Here is a 20,990-nt window from a genome sequence, read left to right as displayed (position 1 = left end):
TGACTTTGCCCACACGTGGACAGTCTCCTGATTGTGGAAAATCAACGGGTTAGCAGGGGGGTGTTAACGAAGTTTTAACCTTTGGGCATCCGGGCGTTCGCCTCAGGGGAAGTTTGATTGAACGCATCAGTCACACCAAAACCTGCGTGACCGATATGTCGGAGTGCGGGGATTGCCGCTTTGGGAACCGGGAGCCGATGAGGATCGTTGAGGCGCATGATGATCTTCATATGAGGAATCCCCAATGGATTATGCATGGATCGTTCCATTGCTTGCGCTGGGCACGCTTTTGGCAGTGTGCATTTTTGCTTTGGTCAGCAAGGCGCGGACGGAGGAGCGCAAACAGGATCCTTCAGCCCCAAAATCCACTTTGGCAAAGGATGGGCCACAGGATGGCGTTGATTTGCTGAAGCCGGTTGAGGAGCAGGGCGAGAGAAAACCCAATGTGCCGCCGGTTCTTGAGTAGCCAGTGTCTGGAACTTGACCAAAGGTTTGGGCCTGAAATATGGGGCTGGCGGCCAAACAGCGCCAGCCCCAAATCTTCGATTACAACTTAGTTGCGCGCGCGGTCGACCATTTTGCCTTTGGAGATCCAAGGCATCATGTCGCGCAGTTTCTTGCCGACAAGTTCGATCTGGTGTTCGTCATTGGAGCGACGCGAGGCTTTGATGGTTGGTTGGCCGACGGCGTTTTCGAGCATGAAGTCGCGCACGAATTTGCCGGATTGGATGTCGGACAGCACGGCTTTCATGCGGGCCTTGGTCTCATCGTAAGGAAGAATGCGCGGGCCGGAGACATATTGGCCGTATTCTGCGGTGTTGCTGATCGAATAATCCATGTTGGCGATGCCGCCTTCATAGATCAGATCGACGATCAGTTTCACTTCATGCAGGCACTCGAAGTAGGCCATTTCCGGCTCGTAGCCGGCTTCAACCAGCGTCTCGAAGCCCATACGGATCAGTTCAATCAAGCCACCGCAGAGGACGGCTTGTTCGCCGAACAGGTCGGTTTCACATTCTTGACGGAAATTGGTTTCGATGATGCCGGAGCGACCGCCACCAATACCCGAGCAGTACGACAAACCGACTTCCATCGCTTTGCCGGTCGCATCGGTATGCACGGCTACAAGGCAAGGCACGCCGCCGCCTTTGGTGTATTCGCCGCGAACGGTGTGGCCGGGGCCTTTGGGGGCCATCATGATGATATCGACGCCCTTTTTCGGCTCGATCAGGCCGAAATGGATGTTCAGACCATGGGCGAAGGCAATGGCAGCACCTTCGCGGATGTTGTCATGGACGTATTTTTTGTAGGTTTCGGCTTGGAGTTCATCAGGCATGGTGAACATGATCAGGTCGGCCCAAGCGGCGGCTTCTGCGATGCCCATAACTTTCAGGCCCTCCGCTTCGGCTTTCTTGGCGGAAGGCGAACCTTCACGCAAAGCCACAACGAGGTTTTTCGCACCGCTATCGCGCAGGTTTAGCGCGTGGGCATGGCCTTGGCTGCCGTAGCCTAGGATGGCGACTTTTTTGTCTTTGATGATGTTCACATCACAGTCACGGTCGTAATACACGCGCATTGGGCGCTCCTTCGTTGTTGATGAGCGCAATATAGGCGGATTAAGAAGGGGATGCGCGCAAAATTTTTCAAAAACGGCAAAATGTTGTGATTTTTATGCGTCGATACCGAATATATTGAAAAATATATGCGCCCGCCTTATGCAGCGATGCGCAGGGTGGGTGCGATATCGGCCAGCCGCAGGCCGGGATAAGTCGCGCTGGCGGGGAACAATAGGTGCGCTTCCGCCTTGGTAAGGCTGCGACGGCACAGAACCTGCTCGCGCAATTTCAGCTGTGGGAAGATAGCGAGAAGTTCGGCCTGAGCGGTACTGCCCAGTGAGTTCATTGCGCCCGAGCCGGTGAACAGGCTTTCGCTGGCAACGCCTTCGGCAAAAACCATGTCATGCTGGTCTAGCATCAAGTGGATGTAGTCAGCGCGCCGCACCAGCGCACGGCGCACTGAGTCGCCGTTGAGCAAGAATTTTGCCGCCACCAGCACCTCGTTGCAGCCAAGGTAAAGCTCCGCCTTCGACGAATAGAGATACATCCGGTGGTTGGGTGATACATCGAGATCACGAAGATTGCCGAACGCGCCTGCTGCAATGCGAATGGGCGCATGTGGCCCAAAGCCATCAACGCGGCTGCGGCCAATCCAGCGGATCGGCCTCGCGCCACCGTCGAGGGTTAAAACCATGTCACCCGCGCACAAGGTCTCGATGGCGCGTGGGCCGGTTGTGGTCTCAATCCGGGTGCCTGCCACAAAGCAGGTAACAGTGGGGATCGGTAAGGTTTGGCCAGAGCCAGAATATGTCGAAGAACCCTGATGGTAGAATAAAGTCGTGCCGGGTGGCGGGGTAGCGCCCTTGAACATCACGCCGACCACGGTGGTGGTGTAGCCTTGGGTGATCGACACACCCACCATGTGATAAACGGTTCCGCTCGCGCTATAAACTGACACTTCGTATTCGTTTTCGACATTCACCGGTGCAGGGTTTTGCCAGCGCACAGTCGTGGCGCTCGGATTGTAGGTGACGCCGTTGACCGTCACCGGCGCAGCGAGCGTCTGATCAATGACATCGGCGTTATTAAACGGGTCATCGCTGAGAATGCCGTCGGCATCGTTGAATGTGATTGTGGTGTCGGCGGTGCCGAAGGTTATCGCTACGTCAGAGGGATTTTCCCAGCTGTACGCGTCGCCATTGACGGCATTAGAGATGGGGTTGCCTTGGGTCAAGGCCCCGCCGTCGGTGCGGGAGATGTTCAATGCGTTTTTAGCGAAAATATGGATGGTCTGTACTGACATGTTCTTCAAACTCGTAAAACCGGGCTTAACGCCGCTGCGCTGCTCTAGAAGCTTACGGTCCGGGGTGACAGCGTTATCTGCAATTTTGCAGCGTTCTTGGCAAAAATCACGCATTTGTCATATTTTCGCACAGAGGTTGTATTTCCGCTTTGACACTCAACCGAGACTTTGCGACAGATCATGCGCATAATGCGGACATAGTGAAAAAATCATGCTTGATGATACGGATCGGCGCTTGCTGCGTCACCTGTTGGCAGATCCAAGCCTTGCGACGGCGGCGTTGGCGGACCTTGCGGGCGTGACCACAGCGACCTGTTGGCGCCGGATTGAGCGCTTGCGGGCGAGTGGGGTGATCCGCGCCGAGCAAGTGCTGATTGACTGGCGGGCGCTGGGCTATGCGGTCGAGGTCAGTTTGCGATTCACACTGGATAAAACAAATCCGCGCGCGTTTGATGAGTTTCTGGATGCCGCGCGTGAGGTGCCGGAGGTGATCGCGATTGAGACGTTTCTGGGCCGGGTCGATGTGCGGCTGAACGTGATCGCGCGGGATATGGCGCATTATCAAGAGGTGTATCGGCGAAAGATTCTGGTGCTGCCGCATATCTCGGACATTGAGGCGTTGATGCTGATTGCGACGATCAAGGAAAGCGAAGGGTTGCCGCTGTGATTGATCTGGATGACGTGGATCGCGGATTGCTGCGGGCTTTGGTGCTGGATGCGGGGCTGTCGGCGGGGGAATTGGGGCGGCGGTTTGGGTTGAGCCAGCCTGCTGCGTGGCGGCGGATCAAGCGGTTGGAGGACGCGGGGGTGATTGCAGGGCGACGGTTGGACGTGGATCGTTCTGCGCTGGGCTTTGGGGTGACGGTGTTTCTAGGGGTGAAGCTCGCCACTAAGGGGCGGGTTTCATTGGAGGATTTTGAGAGGGCGGTGAAGGCAATACCAGAAGTGCAGGTGGTGCAGCATGTGTTGGGGCTGTTCGATTATCGCTTGCGGGTGGTGGCGCGCGACATTGCGGATTTTGAGCGGGTGCTGCGGCGGCGCATTATGACGCTGCCGGGGGTGGGGCAGGTCGAGGCGAATGTGCTGCTGACTGAGGAGCGGCGGCCGGGGCCGCTGGGGTAGTTAGTTGGCATAGTTACTCGTGCGGAATTTCGGAAGCTGTCTAATGCTCGCCGACGCGGCATAAAATTGGGAAAAACGAAAGAATGCTGTCGGTTTTTATACCGCGTCGGCGAGCATTTGGGGCTAAGATTGCGGCAAAGATTTAAGGAGTGCTGCGATGAAACTGCCTCATGCCAATGTTGACCCGGATGGGTTGGAAGAATTCTCGGTGGTGTTCACCGATCGCAGTTTGAACCATATGTCGGCGAAGTTTCAGGGCGTTATGCGCGATGTCTCTGGGCTGTTGCGTGAGGTTTATCAGGGGGTTGCGGTAGCCTTGGTGCCGGGTGGCGGCACTTACGCGATGGAGTCGGTGACGCGGCAGTTTGGGCAGGGCTCGGCTTTGATCGTGCGCAACGGCTGGTTTTCGTATCGCTGGAGCCAGATTTTTGAGGCGGGCGGGTTTGCCGAGCCGACTGTGGTGATGGCGCGGGCGAGCGGAAATGGCGCGCAGGCGGCGTATGCGCCGCCGCCGATTGACGAGGTTTGCGCGAAGATCAGGGAAGTGCGGCCCGAAGCGGTGTTTGCGCCACATGTCGAGACATCTTCGGGGATTATCTTGCCGGATGATTATATCGCGGCGATGGCTGCGGCGGCGCATGAGGTGGGGGCGCTGCTGGTGCTTGATTGCATCGCGTCGGGGTGCGTTTGGGTGGATATGGCGGCGACTGGGGTGGATGTGCTGATTTCAGCGCCGCAGAAGGGGTGGTCGGCGTCTCCGGCTGCTGGAATTGTGGTGATGAGCGGGCGGGCGGAGGCTCGGTTGGCGGAAACCACGTCGAATAGTTTTGCGCTCGATTTGAAGAAATGGCGAGCAATTATGGTGGCTTACGAGGCGGGTGGTCATGCGTACCATGCCACCATGCCGACCGATGCGATCGTGGGGTTCCGCGATGCGATGCTGGAAACCAAGGCGATGGGGTTTGAGGTGGCGAAGGCTGCGCAGTGGGAATTGGGAACGGCTGTGCGGGGGATGTTGGCGGAAAAAGGTGTGGCCTCGGTTGCGGCGGAGGGGTTTCAGGCTCCGGGAGTTGTCGTGAGTTTTACCGAGGATGCGGGCGTGCAGAACGGCTCGAAGTTCCGGGAGTTGGGGATGCAGATTGCTGCAGGGGTGCCGTTGCAAGTGGGAGAGGGGGCGGAGTTTCGCACCTTCCGGCTGGGGTTGTTTGGTTTGGATAAGCTGGCGGATGTGGCAGGCACGGTGGCGCGGTTGCGGCGCGGGGTGGATGCGGTTTTGTGAGGGTTTGGCTGCGCCATTAACCGCATGGAAAACGGCCATATTTGCCGGGGATTTGCCGAGTTAATGCAGCGTGCGGGGCGATTTTCGGGTAGGCCGAATATCGTGGTCTGGTGGTCTGCTGGGCTGGTCTGATCGATTATACGCCGGACGACTTTGGCGTCGTGGATTGCTCCGCGGGGGATAATTTTACGCAGAGGATGCGTTAGGGGCAGGTCTGGGGGACTGTGCGCGGCCGTGCTGTTTTGGCGGGCTTCGTGGCCCTGCCGGATGCCTCCGGCGGGGATATTTTTGCAGAGAGGATGACCCGGAGTGGGCGGTCGCGGTTTGTGCCGACCCGCGACCGTCTGGGCGGAAGCCGCTTTACGTTTGCGAGCCGCCTACGGTCAGGCCGCCAATGAGTAGGGTGGGTTGGCCTACGCCGACGGGTACCCATTGGCCAGCTTTGCCGCAGTTGCCGATGCCGGGGTCTAGGGCGAGGTCGTTGCCGATGGCGCGGATTTGTTTGAGGGCGGTGGCGCCGTCTCCGATCAGGGTGGCTCCCTTTACGGCTTCGCCGATGACGCCGTTGCGGACGCGGTAGGCTTCGGTGCAGCTGAACACGAACTTGCCGTTGGTAATGTCAACTTGGCCGCCGCCGAAGCCGACTGCGTAGATGCCATCTTTGAGGCTGGCTACGATGCCTGCGGGGTCGTCTTTGCCGGACAGCATGTAAGTGTTGGTCATGCGTGGCATTGGGATATGCGCATAGCTTTCGCGGCGACCGTTTCCGGTGGCGGCGACACCCATCAGGCGGGCGTTTTGGCGGTCTTGCATGTAGCCGACCAAGCGACCGTCTTCGATCAGGATGTTTTTCTGCGAGGGCGTGCCTTCATCATCGACACTTATGGAGCCGCGACGGTTGGGGATGGTGCCGTCGTCCAGCACGGTGACGCCGGGGGAGGCGATCATTTGGCCCATCAATCCCGCAAAGGCAGAGGTTTTCTTGCGGTTGAAGTCGCCTTCGAGCCCGTGGCCGATGGCTTCGTGCAGCAGGATGCCGGGCCAGCCGGGCCCTAACACTACGTCCATCATGCCAGCGGGCGCGGGGACGGCGTCTAGGTTCACCAGAGCGATGCGCAGGGCTTCTTTCAGCAACGGCTGCCAGTGGCTCGGCTGCATCAGCGAGGCGAGGCCATAACGGCCACCGCCTCCGGTGCCGCCTTGCTCACGTTTGCCGTTGGACTCGATGATGACCGAGACGTTCATCCGGGCCATCGGCCGCACATCTGTATAGCGCAGGCCCTCGGGTCGCAGGATTTCAATCTCTTGCAGGCCAGCGGCAATGGTGGCCGAGACTTGCACCACGCGCGGGTCGAGGGCGCGGGCGTAGGCGTCGATTTCTTTTAGCAGGTCAATTTTGACTGCGAAAACTGCGTCTGCCATCGGATCGGCATCGCTGTAGAGTTTGATGTTGGTGCGTTTGGGGGCATCGGCCAAGGTGCCGCCGCCATCGCCGACAGCAAGGCGGGCGGTTTCAGAGGCGCGTTTCAGGGCGGACTCGGAGATTTCGGTCGAATGGGCGTAGCCTGCGACTTCACCGCGCACGGCACGCAAACCGAAACCTTCGGAGGCGTCATAGCTGGCGGTTTTGATGCGGCCATCGTCGAGCACAATGGCTTCGGAGCGGCGGCGTTCAAAGAATAGCTCGCCATCATCGGCACCAGCAGTGGCCGCGCGCAGGGTGGCGAGGGCGGTTGCCTCGTCTATATGCTGCTCAAACGGGCGGAAGGGCGTGTCGGTGGACATTGGGCAGGGCCTTTCGGGGCGGGAAGCTTTGGGTGCGGGCAGGTGCGGCGTCTGAGGTGGCAGCCCGGTTATGCGGAACTTAGGGGGCGGGCGCGGCTATCGCAAGGCAGCGATTGCGTGCTGTGTGCGGGCTTGCCAGTGAGGGTGAGCGGCACGAGTTCAGATATTTGCTTTGATCTTGGTCAAGTGGCGCGGTTTTGCCGCAGCTTACTCTTGTCGGGAAGCAGCTAATATGGTTTCAGAGAATTCAGAAACATCGGGATTCTGCCCACGCTCGGGCATGGCCGAAAAGGTGGCGTGAAAGCTGCCCTTGGATACGGGAAATAAACATGCGTCTTTTGTCCTCTTTCAACGCCGTTGCGGCTGCCAGCCTCGGACTGCTTCTGCAGCCTAGCTACGCTCTGGCACAGGCTTTGGAAACGGTGGGGAAGCCTATTCCGTATGGCACCGACCATCAGCCAGCGGCGACCAATATCGCGCGCGATCTGCAATGGCTGGATCACATGATCCATATCATCATCGGTGTGATCGTGCTGTTCGTGACGGTGCTGCTTTTGTACATCATTGTGCGCTATGCCAAAAAGCGCAACGCGGTTCCGGCAACGTTCACCCATAACTCACCTTTGGAAGTGGCGTGGACAATCGTTCCGATTCTGGTTTTGGTGTTCATCGGATCGTTCTCGTTGCCAGCTTTGTTTGAGCAACAGGAGATTCCGGTAGCCGATCTCACCATCAAGGTGACGGGGAATCAGTGGTATTGGTCCTACGAATACCCCGATGTGAAGGTCGGCGACGATACGCTAAAGTTTGACGCCTTCCGTATCGACGGCGCAACCAAGATTGACGATGCGGCGGCGGGCTGGGGCGATGATCAGCCTATGTCTACCGCTGAGGTGTTGAGCGATGTCGCAGTGAAGAAGCTGGCGTATTTCGGTTATAAGAAAGAAGATTTCCTGCTGGCGACTGACAATGCTGTGGTGATCCCGGTTGGCAAAACCATCGTAATGCAGATCACTGGCGCTGATGTGATCCACGCTTGGGCGATACCTGCTTTCGGTGTGATGCAATCGGCGGTGCCCGGGCGTTTGGGCCAGCTGTGGTTCAAGGCTGAACAGGAAGGCGTTTACTTCGGCCAATGCACAAACATTTGCGGCAAGGACCATGCCTATATGCCGATCACCGTTAAAGTGGTCAGCCAAGCGGCCTATGATGCTTGGATTGCGCAAGTTACCTCAACGGGCAATCTGCGGCTCGCGTCGAACTGAGGCCCAAGCTGCGGCAAAGAGAGCTCCCGCCGGTTTGGGGGCCTTTGACACACCAGAAAGCCAGGACATGTTATGACCGATATCCGGTCTTTTGAGGCCCCGAAAGAAGCGGGATTTGGCGATTTCGTGCAGCTGTTGAAGCCGCGGGTGATGTCGCTTGTGGTGTTTACTGCGATGGTCGGCCTGCTGGTCGCCCCGGTGCATCTGCATCCGGTGGTGGCGTTTACCGCGATCTTGTTCATAGCACTGGGGGCAGGGGCTTCGGGTGCTTTGAACATGTGGTGGGACGCTGATATTGACGCAATCATGCGCCGCACCAAGGGCCGTCCGGTGCCTGCGGGTCTGGTGCAGCCGGGTGAGGCTTTGGCGATTGGGCTGGCGTTGTCGGGTATCTCAGTTGTCATGCTGGCGCTGGCGACCAATATCCTTGCGGGCGCTTTGCTGGCGTTCACGATCTTCTTTTATGCCGTCGTGTATTCGATGTGGCTGAAACGCTCTACCCCGCAAAACATCGTGATTGGCGGGGCTGCCGGAGCCTTCCCTCCGATGATCGGCTGGGTGGCTGCGACCGGTTCGATCTCGGTCGAAGCCGGGTTGATGTTCATGCTGATATTCATGTGGACGCCGCCGCATTTCTGGGCCTTGGCGTTGTTTATGAACGAGGATTATTCCAAAGCCGGTGTGCCAATGTTGACTGTGACCCATGGCAAGCGGGTGACGCGCAATCATGTGCTCGGCTATACGCTGGCCTTGATCCCGTTTGCGATTGCACTAGGTTTTACCTCGATCGGAGGGCCGGTGTATCTGGCGGTTTCGGTGCTGCTGAACGCCGAATTTCTGCGCGGCGCGTATCGGATTTGGAAGCGCGATGAGGCGATGGCTGAGGCGGACAAATACAAGGTTGAGAAATCGGTGTTCCGGTTTTCACTGTTGTATCTGTTCCTGCATTTCGGCGCGCTGCTGGTTGAGGCTGTGTTGCATGGCAATGGCATGGGGGGCTGGTGATGGCTTTTCCGAAACCCGAGCATGAAATTCACTCCCGCAGGTTTTCCCGCAATCTGGGCGTCGGCTTGGCACTGTTAAGCTTTGTCGCATTGGTGTTCGCGCTGACTGTGGTGAAGGTGACCGAGGGCGATGTGGGCCATGCCAATGATGCGCCGGGGATACTTGGGTCAACGCAGCCGATTGCACCGGAAGAACCTGCTCCTGCACCTGTTGCTCCGGCGGTAAATCCATGAGCAACTCGGTCAAACAGCAAAAGAAAACCGCCGCGATGCTTGCGGGTGTGGCCGTGGTCATGCTGTCACTGTCGTTTGCGGCGGTGCCGTTTTACAACTGGTTTTGCCGGGTGACGGGCTATGCGGGGACGACTTCGGTGGCCTCGCAGGGTGCCGATGAAGTGCTTGAGCAGGTTATAAAGATCCGCTTCGACGCCTCGCTTGAGGCAGGGATGCCGTGGCAGTTCAGGCCCGTGGTGCCGTCGATGGAGCTGCATATCGGCGAGACCGGCCTCGCGTTCTTTGAGGCGTATAACCCGACCGACAAGCCGGTGGGTGGGCAGGCGAGCTATAACGTGACGCCGGATCAATCGGGTGGCTATTTCACCAAGATTGAGTGTTTTTGCTTCACCGAGCAGGTGTTGCAACCCGGTGAGCGCGTGCAGATGCCGGTCAGCTTTTACGTCGATCCGTCGATTGTGAAAGACCCGGAAGCCAGTCTGATCAAAGAGATCACGCTGTCTTACACCTTCCATGTCGCCGATATTCCAGAAAAGCAGGCAGCGCTTGCTGATGCACCCGCCAAAACGCTAGAATAGGGTGGTTCGGGTTTGTGCGATGCTGTTAACGTCGTAAAAACCCGAGCCGCCTCAACTAAGAAAATCCGAGGGAACCCGACCATGGCCCACGCCAAGAACCACGATTACCACATTCTGCCGCCGTCGATTTGGCCGTTAGCCGGTGCGCTTGCCGCAGGTGTCATGCTCGCCGGCTCCGTGTTGATGGTGTCGCCTAACATCTCCCCGGAAAACAAGTTTCTGGGCATCGGACACAACACGCCTTGGTTCTTTCTAGGGGGTCTTGTCGCCGTGCTTTACGTGATGTTCGCATGGTGGTCAGAAGTAACCCATGAGGGCCAGACCGGCGATCATACGCCGGTGGTGCGGATCGGCCTGCGCTACGGCTTCATCCTGTTCATCATGTCGGAAGTGATGTTCTTCTCGGCGTGGTTCTGGACGTTCTTCAAACATGCGCTTTATCCGATGGGGCCGCTGTCGCCAATTCAAGATGGTGTTTGGCCGCCCGAGGGTATCGTTTTGTTTGACCCGTGGCATCTGCCGCTGATCAACACGCTGATTTTGTTGTGCTCGGGCTGTGCCGCGACTTGGGCGCACCACGCTTTGGTGCATGAGAACAACAACCGTGAAGCGATGAAACAGGGGCTTATTCTGGCGGTTGTGCTGGGCCTGCTGTTCACCTTCTTCCAAGCCTATGAATACAGCCACGCGGCGTTTGGTTTTGCGGGCAACATCTATGGCGCGTCGTTCTTCATGGCGACCGGGTTTCACGGCTTTCACGTGATCATCGGCACGATCTTTTTGACCGTCTGCCTGATCCGTACTTACAAAGGCCATTTCACGCCCGAGCAGCATGTCGGGTTTGAAGCGGCAGCGTGGTATTGGCACTTCGTGGATGTGGTCTGGCTGTTCCTGTTCGCCGCTGTCTATATCTGGGGCAGCGCGTAACTTTTCAGCCATAAGATCAGCGCGCGGGCCCGATGTGGCCCGCGCTTTGCTTTCAAGGTTTAGCCATGAAATTCCGTCTGATATCGGCGCGGCTGCTGGGTTTGGCTGGCGTGGGGTTTTTGTGCAGTCTCGGCATCTGGCAAGTGCAGCGGATGTATGAAAAGCGTGCGCAGCTGGATGAGATGACGGCGGGGATTTCGGTGCCCGCGGTGGTGGTGCCTGCGGTTTTGGACCCTGAGCGCGATCGTTACCGCCCGGTGATCGCGGCGGGTCGGTTTACCGGAGAGACATTGTATGTGCTGTCAGGTCAGCCGATGGTGGGGGCCGGGGTACAGGTGGTGTCGGTTCTGCAAATGGCGAACGGGCGGCGTTTGCTGGTGGATCGCGGGTTTCTGCCGGATGAGGAAAAGCACAAAAAGCTGCATGTGCGTGAATTGACGGTGCAGGGCAACCTGATGTGGCCGCGTGACAGCAATCAGTATACTCCGCCACCCGATGCTAAGACCGGAATGTGGTTTGCGCGGGATGCGGTGGCTATGTCTGCGGTTTTACATACAGAGCCGACATTTATTGTCGCCCGCGCACCAACTGGTGACGGGATAGAGGCGATGCCGGTGGATACTTCGTCTATTCCCAATGACCATTGGGGTTATGCCATCACGTGGTTTTCACTGGCTTTCGTATGGGCGGTGATGACAGCAGGGCTGGTGTGGCGTATCAGGCGACAGGTTTGAGGGAAGACGATGCGGTATATCTCGACGCGGGGCGCGGCTCCGGTTTTGACGTTTGGCGAAGCGATGATGACGGGGCTGGCGCGCGATGGCGGGCTTTATGTGCCGGAAGTGGTGCCGGTTTTGGGGCGCTCGGATATCGCGGCGATGGCGGGGCTGCCATATGAGGAAATTGCGTTTCGGGTGATGCGGCCGTTTCTCGGCTCGACGTTTACCGATGTTGAGTTCAAGGGGCTAATCGCCAAGGCTTATGCCGGATTTGGCCATGCAGCGCGCGCACCTTTGGTGCAGCTCGGGCCGAACCATTTCCTGTTGGAGCTGTTTCACGGGCCGACGTTGGCGTTCAAAGACTTCGCCATGCAGCTGATCGGCCAGATGATGCAGGCGGCTTTGGCGAAGACCGGCGAGCGGATTACCATTGTTGGCGCGACCTCGGGCGATACCGGGTCGGCTGCGATGGAGGCGTTTCGCGGGTTAGCCAATGTCGATCTGTTCATCCTGTATCCGCATGGCCGGGTGTCGGATGTGCAGCGGCGGCAGATGACGACCCCATCTGAGGCCAATGTTTATGCGCTGGCGATGGATGGTGATTTTGACGATTGCCAAGCGCGTGTGAAGGATATGTTCAACGATTTTGACTTCCGCGATGGTGTGCGGTTGGCAGGGGTGAACAGCATCAACTGGGCACGGGTGCTGGCGCAGGTGGTGTATTATTTCAGCGCGGCTGTATCTTTGGGCGCGCCGGAGCGCAGCGTGAGTTTCACCGTGCCGACGGGTAATTTCGGTGACATTTTCGCGGGCTAAATCGCGCGGAAGATGGGGCTGCCGATTGAGCAGTTGGTGATCGCCACCAACCAGAATGACATTCTGGATCGGGCGATGAAAACCGGGGATTACGTGCAGAATGGGGTGTCGCCGACGATCTCGCCGTCGATGGATATTCAGGTCAGTTCCAACTTTGAACGGGCGTTGTTTGATGCTTACGGTCGTGATGGTAAGGCGGTTTCGGCCCTGATGGACGAGTTGAAGGCGGGCGGCTTCCATATTTCGCAGGGCGCGATGGGGATGCTGCGCGAAACCTTTGATTCGGGGCGGTGCTCGGAGGAGGAAACCACCGCGACGATGCGGCGGGTGTTTGCGCAGACTGGCGAGGTTTTGTGTCCGCACTCTGCCGTCGCCGTGAAAGTGGCCGAAGCGCATTTGGGCGGTGCGCCGATGGTTACGCTTGCCACCGCGCATCCCGCGAAGTTTCCTGATGCGGTTGAGGCGGCGATGGGGGTGCGTCCGGGGCTGCCTGCGCGCATGGCGGACTTGTTTGACCGCCCGGAACGTGTCACCCGTGTGCCAAATGATCTGGGCGCTTTGCAGGCCCTGATCCGTGAAAGGATTGCCCGTTGAGCCTTGCATTTGCCGGTACGCGACTGACCACTCTGCCGAACGGTTTCCGTATTGTCACCGAACACATGCCGGGGCTGCTGTCAGCCAGCGCCGGGATTTGGGTGATGGCGGGCGGTCGGCATGAGCAACCCTCGCAAAACGGCATCGCGCATTTTCTGGAGCATATGGCGTTTAAGGGCACCAAGCGGCGCACCAGTTTGCAAATTGCCGAAGAAATTGAGGATGTTGGCGGCTATATCAACGCCTATACCTCGCGTGAGATGACCGCGTATTATGCGCGGGTGCTTGAGGCCGATGTGGGTCTGGCGCTGGATGTGATTGGCGATATTGTGCTGAACCCGGCCTTCGACAAGAAGGAAATCGAGGTTGAGCGGCATGTGATCTTGCAAGAAATCGGCCAAGCGTTGGATACGCCGGATGATATCGTATTCGATTGGCTGCAAGAGGCGTCTTATCCCGATCAGGCGTTTGGGCGGACGATTCTGGGGCCGGAGGAGCGGGTTTCCTCGTTTGGCCGCAAGGATTTGCAGGGTTTCGTGGCCGAGCATTACGGGCCGGGGCAGATGATTTTGTCGGCCGCCGGTGCGGTTGATCACGATGCAATTGTGAAACAGGCCGAGGCGATGTTTGGCAGTATGAAGGCCAAGCCTGCGACAAGTTTCCAAGCGGCGACCTTTAAGGGGTCGGAGCGGCGCGAGGTGAAGGATCTGGAGCAGGTGCATTTCGCTATGGCGTTTGATGCGCCGGGCTATCGGCATCCGGACGTTTACACGGCTCAGGTCTACGCGATGACGATGGGCGGCGGCATGTCGAGCCGTTTGTTCCAGAAGGTGCGCGAAGAACGCGGGCTGTGTTATTCGATCTTCGCGCAGTCAGGCGCTTACGAGGATGCGGGGCAGATCACGCTTTATGCAGGGACTTCAGCGGAAGAAATCGGCGAGTTGACCCAGATCACCATGGATGAGTTGAAGCGCGCGGCGGATGATATGTCGGAGGCCGAAGTGGCGCGGGCGCGGACGCAGATCAAGGCCGGGATGCTGATGGGGCTGGAAAGCCCGTCGTCTCGGGCTGAACGCATCGCGCGATTGCTGGCGATTTATGATCGGGTGCCGGGGGTGGATGAAGCCGTGGCGCGGATTGACGCGGTTACGATGGCCGATGTGCGTCGATATGCTGGTGAACTCGCGGGCGCGGATTCGGCTTTGGCTTTGTATGGTCCGGTTGAGGCTGCGCCGACGTTGCAGGATATTCGCAAGCGTCTGGCCGCGTAATGCTGTCGTTCCGCCGCAGGCCCACGGTTGAAACCGAGCGGATGACTCTGCGGCTGCCGGTGCATTCCGACTATAAAGCATGGTCGGGTCTGCGCGAGGCTTCGGTAGAGCATCTCACCCCGTGGGAGCCGGTTTGGGCGCAAGATCATCTCTCGCGCAAGGCGTTTACCAACCGGGTGTATTGGGCTGGGCGGGCGGAGGCTAGCGGTGCGGCGCTGGCAATGCTGATGTTTCGGCGAGAGGATCGCCAGTTGTTGGGCGCCGTGACGCTGGACAATATCCGGCGTGGACCGGTGCAGGCTGGCACGATGGGCTATTGGATCGGTGCGCCGTTTGCACGGCGCGGTTATATGAAGGAAGCAGTGCAGGCTTTGGTGCATTTTTCCTTCGCGCAGCTTGACCTAAGCCGGATTGAAAGCGCCTGTTTGCCCGAAAACGTCGCATCGCGCGGCGTGTTGGAAAAGTCAGGCTTTAAATATGAAGGTGTTGCGCAATCTTATTTGCAAATCAACGGGCGCTGGCGGAACCATGTGCTATACGCCAACTTACGCAATGACCGACGCGGTCGCACGGACGTAGGATAAGCCGCTGCTTTGCAGCCGGTAGCCCTACGCCGGAGCGGGCGGGGTCTTGTCTGGAGAGCCCTATGAGTGAAGTGAAAGTCCTGCTGCTGCGCGGCGTTAACGTGTCAGGTGCCAACCGCCTGCCGATGCCGGAATTCCGGCAAATGCTGCTAGAACAAGGGCTTCAGCAAATCCACACCCATCTGCAAAGCGGCAATGCGGTGTATCTTGATCCGGGCGTGGCCGGGGTTGAGGCAAAGATTACTGCGGCGATGAAAGATCGTTTTGGTTTCGCTCCGCCAATGTTTGTGATGACCTTGGCTGAGTATGATGCGATTCTTGCCGCCAACCCCTACAAGAAGCAAGGCGTCGCGGATGGCACCCAGGTGCATATCTATTTCTTGGAAAGCCCGATTGCGGCAAGTGTAACCTCGGGTCTTTCGGCACATGCGACGGGTGGCGAAGCGATCTCGGTGACCGATAAGGCGCTGTATCTGCTGGCTCCGAACGGGGTGGGGCGGTCGGTTTTGGCGACCAAGCTGGAAGCTGGATTGACCATGGTAAAAACCGCACGCAACCAGACTTCGGCCACTGCGATTGCGGCTTTGGCGCGGACGATTACGGTTTAAGGCCGTTAAGTTATGGCTGTGCTGTCGATGTTGAACTCTGCTGACACTGCGTTCGTTGACCATTTGCGGGGGCTGTTGCCCGAAGGCACGCTGCATGTGCCGGAACCACGCTATCTGGAAGAACCGCGCGGACGTTGGCAGGGCTTGGCGGGCGTGGTGGCGATGCCTCGGACGGTTGCCGAAGTGTCAGTGGTGGTGCGGGCTTGTGCGGAGGCGCGGGTCGGGCTGGTGCCTTGGGGCGGTGGCACCGGGCTGGTCGGTGGACAGCTGATGTCCGAAGGACCGCTGCCCGTGGTGCTGTCGCTAGAGCGGATGGCGGCGTTGCGCGGGGTTTATCCGGACGAGAACGTGCTGGTGGTTGAGGCGGGGATGATCCTCGCCGATGTGCAGCGCCACGCGGCGGATGCAGGCCGGGTGTTTCCGCTGGCTTTGGCGTCGGAAGGGACGTGCCGGATCGGCGGCAACCTTGCAACCAATGCGGGCGGTTTGACCGTGTTGCGCTACGGCAATGCGCGGGATTTGTGTCTGGGGATCGAGGCGGTTTTGCCGGATGGCAGTGTTTTTAATGGCTTGAAACGCTTGCGCAAAGATAACACTGGCTATGATCTGCGCCATCTGCTGATCGGGGCTGAGGGGACTTTGGGCCTGATCACCGCCGCCAGCCTACGGCTGTATCCGGTACCGGGAGTTGTGGGGACGGCGCTGTTGGCGGTGGAAAGCCCAGCGGCTGCGCTGAAACTGCTGTCTTTGGCGCAGGCGCGGCTGTCGGGGATGGTTTCTGCGTTTGAGTTGATCGGGCGGATGGGACTGGAGTTTCTGGCCGAGAAAATCCCCGAAGTGAAATCTCCGATTGGGATGCCGGAGTGGATGGTGTTGATCGAGATTGGTATGCCAGCCGGCTTTGGTGTTGTGGAAGATCATCTGGGTGGGCTGTTCGAGGCGGCTTTGGCGGATGGGCTGGTGTCGGACGGGGTAATTGCGGCGTCTGAAGCGCAGCGGGCCGGGTTGTGGCGTATCCGTGAGGCGATGCCAGAGGCCAACCGGATGATAGGGGCTGTCAGCAGCCACGACATCTCGGTGCCGTTGGGGTTGGTGGCGGAGTTTATCGCGAAAGCCGGGCCTCGGCTGGCGGCGATTGGCAATTTTCGGGTGAATTGTTTTGGCCATCTTGGTGATGGCAATCTACATTACAACGTGTTCCCGACCTTTGGCCGCAATCGCCGCGAATATGACGGCGTGCGCGATGCGGTGAAATATTGCGTGCACGATCTGGTCGATGAACTTGGCGGCTCGATGTCAGCCGAACATGGTTTGGGGCGGCTGAAGGTGGACGATCTGGAGCGGTATGGCGATCCGGGCAAGCTTTCAGCGATGCGCGCGATTAAAGCGGCGCTGGACCCGTTGGGGATTATGAATCCCGGCGCGGTGTTGCGCCGATAACCCCATAGAGCGCGGGAACTGATTTCGCGCTGATCGGTTCCCCTCTGCATCATCCCTTAAACGGAGGACGCATGATGAGTTATATTCAGGGATTTTTGGTCGCAGTTCCAAAGGCGAATAAGCAGGCTTATATCGAATCTGCAAAGGCTGCCTCGCCGATATTCAAGGAGTATGGCGCGGTTCGGATGGTCGAGACCTGGAGCGAGGATATCGCTGATGGCAAAGTCACCGATTTTAAGCGTGCGGTGAAGGCAGAGCCGGATGAGGCTATCGTATTTTCTTGGATCGAATGGCCCGACAAACAGACCTGCGATGCCGCGGGCGAGAAAATGGAAACCGATGCCCGCTGGAGCGAGATGCCCGAGATGCCATTTGACGGCAAAAGGATGATCTGGGGCGGGTTTGAGCCGATCTTTGACACTCAGGGAGAGCAGGGGCTGGCGCCGGGATTTGCCACGTCAGCGTGATCGAAAGAAGCGCCCTGCCGGGAAACCGACAGGGCGCTGGGGTTGGGTGGGTCACGTGTTGCAAGCAGCGTCACCCTAAGGCTGGGTTGGCCTTAGTGAATTTGGTTTAGAACGATTCGGTGAACAGGCCGTTAATGGTGATGTGAAATGGTGTTTCGGGCGAGGTCAGTAAACCAGAGGCCCCGGCTCAAGGCCGGGGCGGCGTGGGTGAACTGGGCGGGCGACGTTAAAGCCCCTCGAAGGCGCAGAGGGCGTGAACGTCCATCCCCATGCTTTCCAACTTTTGGCGACCGCCCAAATCAGGCAGATCAACCACAAAAGCACAGCCGATGACTTGCGCGCCCAAGCGCTCAATCAGTTTTATGCCAGCTTCTGCAGTGCCTCCGGTCGCGAGCAGATCGTCGACCAGCAGAATTTTCTCGCCCGGTTGCATGGCATCGTCATGCACCTCAACCACGGCCTCGCCATATTCGAGCGTATAGGCTTGGCTGATGGTCTGCCCCGGCAGTTTGCCCTTCTTGCGGATCGGCACGAAGCCGGTGGAAAGCTGGTGTGCCACGGCTCCGCCGAGAATGAAACCGCGGGCTTCCAGCCCCACGACCTTATCAATCCGCATTCCGGCATAGGGGGCGAGCAACTGGTCAACGCACATCCGGAACCCGCGCGGATCGGCGAACAGCGTGGTCACGTCGCGGAACAGGATGCCCTCGTGCGGGAAATCGACGATGGTGCGGATGTAGTCTTTGACGGTTTTCTTCGCAGCGGGCATCGGCGGGCCTTTCAGAACTCGGGTCTGTCTACCATCAGCCAGAACACCGCGACAAGGGCGGCGAAGGCGGGGCGGCGTGGTGGCAAATGAAACCGCCGGCGCCCAGCAGCAGATCTTTGATCGCTACGCCCGCGCGTGCGCCTGCGGCGGGTCAGTCAGCGCCGAGATTGCAGACAGGCACGTCTGCCACCTTTCTTGGGGGGCGCCGCTCACCACACACACATTTGCGCCCACATCGGCCAGCACTTCAAGGCAACGTCGATGGAAAGCACAACGGTGATCGGTGTCAGCCTGATAGCGTGTGCCATCGTTTATCCAAGGCATATCGGTGTCGAGAAGCAGATAAAGGTCGGCTGGATCAGAGATTTTGGCAGGGCCAGCGGGGCCGCCCAGCAGATATTCCTGCCAGACCGAAGTCAGCAGCGGGTCGGTATCTTCAAACAGTATAGCACCCGCCTGCGGCGCAATCGCTGCGCGCATCGCGCGGTGACCTGCGGCGATCATGGTGAAATCGGCTTCGCTCCATGCCAGATCAGGTTTGAAGGCGTCATGTGTCCGGCCGTATTCGGGCACAAACAATGTGTCAAAATGGGCGGCAAGCGCGCGGGTCATCGTCGATTTACCGACGCTTTCGGCGCCAAACAGGACCACTCGCTTTTGATAAAGAGCGCGGATCGGCCCCGGAACAAAGCGCCAGTGCGCGGCGGGATTTGTGCGGATGGCAGTGGCGCTGACGGGAAAAGCCAACCGGTCAGGGTCAATCAATACCGGAGTGGCACCCAATTCTGCGGCAAGTCGCACGACATAGGGCTCCGAGCCGAAAACCGAGGTGATCGGCAAAGGCTGAGCAGCCGTGCATATGCCTCGCCAGATCGGCCAGAAATCGGGTGATCCTTGGGCTCTTGTGGCACCACCTTGTCGTGATGCATCACCCGGACATTGGGCAGCAATGCGCGCATCCATCGGGCTCGATCCATGCCACTTATCGGATCATCTGGCAGCGAACATACCAACACCGTCAATTCGTCGCACAGCGCAGCGGCGGTATTGCACATAAAGACATGCCCCGCGTGGGGCGGCATGAACTTGCCCAACAGAAATCCGCGACGAACGGTCATGCTTGCTGACCAAGCCAAGCTTTTCGCCACTGTATCAGCCCCAAGAGCGCAAGACCCAGAAACACCGCGTATAGGACTGCGGTGGGATGCAGACCCTTGGCCAGAAAGACGTTGATCGCGATGATGTCGACGACGATCCACACCAGCCAATTTTCCAGCAACCGCCGCGCGAGCATCGACTGTGCAATCACGCTGAGCGTGGCAATGCACGCGTCCCAATAGGGCAAGCTGGCGTCGGTGTAGCGGCTCATTGCCGCGCCAATCGCCAATATGGCTGACAGCGTTATGGCGCAGACGCCGGCCGTTTGACGTGGACTGGCACGCAGCACGATCAACTCGCCGGTTTCGCGTCGACCGGCAAGCCACCAGAACAACCCGAAAACCTGGATGACGAAGAAGAAAATCTGCAGGATGGCATCGCTGTAGAGTTTGTAGTCAAAGAATATCACCGCATACAGCGCGACCATCACAAGGCCGAACGGATAGTTCCAAAGGCTGCGGCGGATGATGAGGGCGACGTTGATCAAGCCGCAGATTGCGGCGGTGATCTCGATGGCTCGGGTGCCGAACATTCCGCCCAGCAAGGTGAGGATTTCATCCATCCTACAGCACGCGGCCTGAGATGGCGTCGAGTTTGCTCAGCAAGTCGGGGTCGCGTTTGTCCGGCGCGGTCATCAGCGCGTGGGTCAAAGCATGGTCGCAGCCGTGCGGGCAGGTGGGGTGATCGGGCAGCAGCGCGGGCAGGTTCGCCACAAGATTGCGGGCGGAGTTTGCGTTGGCGGTGAGAGTTTGTATCACTTGCGCGACGTCAACCGCGCCGTGATCTTCGTGCCAGCAGTCGAAATCGGTGATCATGGCGAGCGAGGCGTAGCAGAGTTCGGCTTCGCGGGCGAGTTTGGCTTCGGGCATTCCGGTCATGCCGATCACGTCCGCACCCCAGCTGCGATACAGGCGGGACTCAGCCAGGGTGGAGAATTGCGGGCCTTCCATCGCGATGTAGGTGGCGGATGCGTGGGTTTTGATACCGGCTTGTTGAGCGGCTGTTAGGCAGGCGGAACCGAGGCGGGGGCAGGTCGGGTGGGCGAGGGAGACATGGGCGACGCAGCCCTCACCGAAGAAAGATTTTTCGCGGGCAAAGGTGCGGTCGATGTATTGGTCTACCAGCACGAAATCGCCGGGTTGGTAGTCGGGTCTTAGGGAACCCACCGCTGAAACGGCGAGGATATCGGTGCAGCCGAGGCGTTTCAGGGCGTCAATGTTGGCGCGGTAGGGCACGGAGCTGGGGGAGTGGACGTGGCCGCGACCGTGGCGGGGCAGGAAGGCCATGGGCGTGCCGTTGAGGCGGCCGACGAGGATTTCATCGGAAGGTTTGCCCCAAGGGGTGTGAACTTTGACCCAAGATGCGCCCTCTAGCCCGTCGATTTGGTAGACGCCGGAGCCGCCGATTACGCCGATCATGGGGGGCATTATAGGCTCCGTTGGTTGGGGGTTCTTGGGGAGTTTAGGCGGGGAATGGGGGGAGGGGAAGGGGGTGTTTGAGGGGCTCCCAAC

At 58.9% G+C, this 20,990-nt stretch carries 22 protein-coding genes and 2 pseudogenes; 16 read left to right on the top strand and 8 right to left on the bottom strand.

The annotated features are described in order from the left end of the window. Positions 1-244 precede the first annotated feature (244 nt). Positions 245-466 (top strand): hypothetical protein, encoded by a 222-nt coding sequence (locus JWS10_RS18990; protein ID WP_299509353.1) that lies wholly within the window; start codon positions 245-247, stop codon positions 464-466. An 87-nt stretch (positions 467-553) separates the two neighbouring features. On the opposite strand, the gene ilvC is transcribed toward JWS10_RS18990, so the two are convergent. Then, positions 554-1,576 (bottom strand): ketol-acid reductoisomerase, encoded by a 1,023-nt coding sequence (ilvC, locus tag JWS10_RS18985; protein WP_299509352.1) that lies wholly within the window; start codon positions 1,574-1,576, stop codon positions 554-556. A 137-nt stretch (positions 1,577-1,713) separates the two neighbouring features. Then, a complete protein-coding gene (locus tag JWS10_RS18980; protein WP_299509351.1) occupies positions 1,714-2,859 on the bottom strand; it encodes a Hint domain-containing protein in 1,146 nt (381 codons plus the stop codon). A gap of 211 nt (positions 2,860-3,070) precedes the next feature. Here JWS10_RS18980 and JWS10_RS18975 point away from each other — a divergent pair, with 211 nt between their 5' ends. From JWS10_RS18975 to JWS10_RS18965, 3 genes are all read left to right on the top strand, one after another. Then, positions 3,071-3,526 carry an Lrp/AsnC family transcriptional regulator gene (locus tag JWS10_RS18975; protein WP_299509350.1) on the top strand — a complete coding sequence of 152 codons (456 nt, stop codon included), beginning with the start codon at positions 3,071-3,073 and terminating at the stop codon, positions 3,524-3,526. Continuing rightward, a complete protein-coding gene (locus tag JWS10_RS18970) occupies positions 3,523-3,981 on the top strand; it encodes an Lrp/AsnC family transcriptional regulator (protein ID WP_299509349.1) in 459 nt (152 codons plus the stop codon). Before JWS10_RS18975 ends, JWS10_RS18970 begins: the two co-directional genes overlap by 4 nt. A 157-nt stretch (positions 3,982-4,138) precedes the next feature. Then, on the top strand, positions 4,139-5,260 hold the full coding sequence (locus tag JWS10_RS18965; RefSeq protein WP_299509348.1) for an aminotransferase class V-fold PLP-dependent enzyme: 1,122 nt from the start codon (positions 4,139-4,141) through the stop codon (positions 5,258-5,260). Positions 5,261-5,620: 360 nt separating this feature from the next. Here JWS10_RS18965 and tldD read toward each other — a convergent pair whose 3' ends face one another. Beyond that, positions 5,621-7,045, bottom strand: a complete 1,425-nt coding sequence (gene tldD / locus JWS10_RS18960) for a metalloprotease TldD (protein ID WP_299509347.1) — start codon at positions 7,043-7,045, stop codon at positions 5,621-5,623. Between the two features lie 329 nt (positions 7,046-7,374). Here tldD and coxB point away from each other — a divergent pair, with 329 nt between their 5' ends. The 12 genes and pseudogenes from coxB to JWS10_RS18900 all read left to right on the top strand — a co-directional run bounded on the left by coxB (position 7,375) and on the right by JWS10_RS18900 (position 17,552). Beyond that, positions 7,375-8,310 carry a cytochrome c oxidase subunit II gene (gene coxB / locus JWS10_RS18955; protein ID WP_299509346.1) on the top strand — a complete coding sequence of 312 codons (936 nt, stop codon included), beginning with the start codon at positions 7,375-7,377 and terminating at the stop codon, positions 8,308-8,310. A gap of 72 nt (positions 8,311-8,382) precedes the next feature. Next, positions 8,383-9,315: a heme o synthase gene (gene cyoE, locus JWS10_RS18950; RefSeq protein WP_299477379.1), complete on the top strand. Its 933-nt coding sequence runs from the start codon at positions 8,383-8,385 to the stop codon at positions 9,313-9,315. Beyond that, complete coding sequence (locus tag JWS10_RS18945; protein ID WP_299509345.1) at positions 9,315-9,548, top strand: hypothetical protein; 234 nt, start codon at positions 9,315-9,317, stop codon at positions 9,546-9,548. The genes cyoE and JWS10_RS18945 overlap by 1 nt, the downstream gene beginning before the upstream one ends. Continuing rightward, positions 9,545-10,126 carry a cytochrome c oxidase assembly protein gene (locus JWS10_RS18940; protein WP_299509344.1) on the top strand — a complete coding sequence of 194 codons (582 nt, stop codon included), beginning with the start codon at positions 9,545-9,547 and terminating at the stop codon, positions 10,124-10,126. Before JWS10_RS18945 ends, JWS10_RS18940 begins: the two co-directional genes overlap by 4 nt. 81 nt (positions 10,127-10,207) lie before the next feature. Further along, positions 10,208-11,053, top strand: coding sequence for a cytochrome c oxidase subunit 3 (locus JWS10_RS18935; protein ID WP_299474094.1), 846 nt, complete (start codon positions 10,208-10,210; stop codon positions 11,051-11,053). Between the two features lie 65 nt (positions 11,054-11,118). Next, a complete protein-coding gene (locus JWS10_RS18930) occupies positions 11,119-11,787 on the top strand; it encodes an SURF1 family protein (RefSeq protein WP_299509343.1) in 669 nt (222 codons plus the stop codon). Positions 11,788-11,796: 9 nt separating this feature from the next. After that, positions 11,797-13,182 (top strand): annotated as a pseudogene (thrC, locus tag JWS10_RS18925) (threonine synthase). Further along, positions 13,179-14,453, top strand: coding sequence for a pitrilysin family protein (locus JWS10_RS18920; RefSeq protein ID WP_299509342.1), 1,275 nt, complete (start codon positions 13,179-13,181; stop codon positions 14,451-14,453). The pseudogene thrC and the gene JWS10_RS18920 overlap by 4 nt, the downstream one beginning before the upstream one ends. Next, positions 14,453-15,037 (top strand): GNAT family protein, encoded by a 585-nt coding sequence (locus JWS10_RS18915; protein WP_299474104.1) that lies wholly within the window; start codon positions 14,453-14,455, stop codon positions 15,035-15,037. The genes JWS10_RS18920 and JWS10_RS18915 overlap by 1 nt, the downstream gene beginning before the upstream one ends. Before the next feature lie 62 nt (positions 15,038-15,099). After that, entirely contained in the window at positions 15,100-15,645 is a 546-nt protein-coding gene (locus JWS10_RS18910) for a DUF1697 domain-containing protein (RefSeq protein WP_299509341.1), read from the top strand. A 27-nt stretch (positions 15,646-15,672) separates the two neighbouring features. Beyond that, positions 15,673-17,085: an FAD-binding oxidoreductase gene (locus JWS10_RS18905; protein WP_299509407.1), complete on the top strand. Its 1,413-nt coding sequence runs from the start codon at positions 15,673-15,675 to the stop codon at positions 17,083-17,085. Positions 17,086-17,159: 74 nt separating this feature from the next. Continuing rightward, positions 17,160-17,552, top strand: a complete 393-nt coding sequence (locus JWS10_RS18900; RefSeq protein ID WP_299474165.1) for a DUF1428 domain-containing protein — start codon at positions 17,160-17,162, stop codon at positions 17,550-17,552. 226 nt (positions 17,553-17,778) lie between these two features. Here the strand turns inward: JWS10_RS18900 and JWS10_RS18895 are convergent, their stop codons facing one another. The 5 genes and pseudogenes from JWS10_RS18895 to JWS10_RS18880 all read right to left on the bottom strand — a co-directional run bounded on the left by JWS10_RS18895 (position 17,779) and on the right by JWS10_RS18880 (position 20,909). Beyond that, positions 17,779-18,321, bottom strand: a complete 543-nt coding sequence (locus tag JWS10_RS18895) for an adenine phosphoribosyltransferase (RefSeq protein WP_299474110.1) — start codon at positions 18,319-18,321, stop codon at positions 17,779-17,781. Positions 18,322-18,444: 123 nt separating this feature from the next. After that, a complete protein-coding gene (locus tag JWS10_RS18890; protein ID WP_299509340.1) occupies positions 18,445-19,284 on the bottom strand; it encodes an AAA family ATPase in 840 nt (279 codons plus the stop codon). A 38-nt stretch (positions 19,285-19,322) separates the two neighbouring features. Continuing rightward, positions 19,323-19,439 (bottom strand): annotated as a pseudogene (locus JWS10_RS21290) (adenylyltransferase/cytidyltransferase family protein); the annotation flags it as partial. Further along, positions 19,436-20,041, bottom strand: coding sequence for a nicotinamide riboside transporter PnuC (gene pnuC, locus JWS10_RS18885; protein ID WP_299509339.1), 606 nt, complete (start codon positions 20,039-20,041; stop codon positions 19,436-19,438). The pseudogene JWS10_RS21290 and the gene pnuC, both read right to left, overlap by 4 nt. Before the next feature lies 1 nt (position 20,042). Continuing rightward, entirely contained in the window at positions 20,043-20,909 is an 867-nt protein-coding gene (locus JWS10_RS18880) for an S-methyl-5'-thioadenosine phosphorylase (RefSeq protein WP_299509406.1), read from the bottom strand. Positions 20,910-20,990 lie beyond the last annotated feature (81 nt).

The organism is Cypionkella sp., assembly GCF_028290025.1.
Classification (GTDB): domain Bacteria; phylum Pseudomonadota; class Alphaproteobacteria; order Rhodobacterales; family Rhodobacteraceae; genus Cypionkella.
This window is presented reverse-complemented; position numbering and strand designations above follow the sequence as displayed.

Excerpts from the sequence above, each read along its gene's own strand:
- JWS10_RS18915 (WP_299474104.1), top strand. The coding sequence starts at position 14,453 with ATGCTGTCGTTCCGCCGCAGGCCCACGGTTGAAACCGAGCGGATGACT.
- JWS10_RS18965 (WP_299509348.1), top strand. The coding sequence starts at position 4,139 with ATGAAACTGCCTCATGCCAATGTTGACCCGGATGGGTTGGAAGAATTC.
- JWS10_RS18935 (WP_299474094.1), top strand. The coding sequence starts at position 10,208 with ATGGCCCACGCCAAGAACCACGATTACCACATTCTGCCGCCGTCGATT.
- ilvC (WP_299509352.1), bottom strand. The coding sequence starts at position 1,576 with ATGCGCGTGTATTACGACCGTGACTGTGATGTGAACATCATCAAAGAC.
- JWS10_RS18980 (WP_299509351.1), bottom strand. The coding sequence starts at position 2,859 with ATGTCAGTACAGACCATCCATATTTTCGCTAAAAACGCATTGAACATC.
- JWS10_RS18890 (WP_299509340.1), bottom strand. The coding sequence starts at position 19,284 with ATGGATGCGCGCATTGCTGCCCAATGTCCGGGTGATGCATCACGACAA.
- JWS10_RS18940 (WP_299509344.1), top strand. The coding sequence starts at position 9,545 with ATGAGCAACTCGGTCAAACAGCAAAAGAAAACCGCCGCGATGCTTGCG.
- JWS10_RS18945 (WP_299509345.1), top strand. The coding sequence starts at position 9,315 with ATGGCTTTTCCGAAACCCGAGCATGAAATTCACTCCCGCAGGTTTTCC.
- tldD (WP_299509347.1), bottom strand. The coding sequence starts at position 7,045 with ATGTCCACCGACACGCCCTTCCGCCCGTTTGAGCAGCATATAGACGAG.
- JWS10_RS18975 (WP_299509350.1), top strand. The coding sequence starts at position 3,071 with ATGCTTGATGATACGGATCGGCGCTTGCTGCGTCACCTGTTGGCAGAT.
- JWS10_RS18990 (WP_299509353.1), top strand. The coding sequence starts at position 245 with ATGGATTATGCATGGATCGTTCCATTGCTTGCGCTGGGCACGCTTTTG.
- JWS10_RS18895 (WP_299474110.1), bottom strand. The coding sequence starts at position 18,321 with ATGCCCGCTGCGAAGAAAACCGTCAAAGACTACATCCGCACCATCGTC.
- pnuC (WP_299509339.1), bottom strand. The coding sequence starts at position 20,041 with ATGGATGAAATCCTCACCTTGCTGGGCGGAATGTTCGGCACCCGAGCC.
- JWS10_RS18930 (WP_299509343.1), top strand. The coding sequence starts at position 11,119 with ATGAAATTCCGTCTGATATCGGCGCGGCTGCTGGGTTTGGCTGGCGTG.
- coxB (WP_299509346.1), top strand. The coding sequence starts at position 7,375 with ATGCGTCTTTTGTCCTCTTTCAACGCCGTTGCGGCTGCCAGCCTCGGA.
- JWS10_RS18905 (WP_299509407.1), top strand. The coding sequence starts at position 15,673 with ATGTTGAACTCTGCTGACACTGCGTTCGTTGACCATTTGCGGGGGCTG.
- JWS10_RS18910 (WP_299509341.1), top strand. The coding sequence starts at position 15,100 with ATGAGTGAAGTGAAAGTCCTGCTGCTGCGCGGCGTTAACGTGTCAGGT.
- cyoE (WP_299477379.1), top strand. The coding sequence starts at position 8,383 with ATGACCGATATCCGGTCTTTTGAGGCCCCGAAAGAAGCGGGATTTGGC.
- JWS10_RS18900 (WP_299474165.1), top strand. The coding sequence starts at position 17,160 with ATGAGTTATATTCAGGGATTTTTGGTCGCAGTTCCAAAGGCGAATAAG.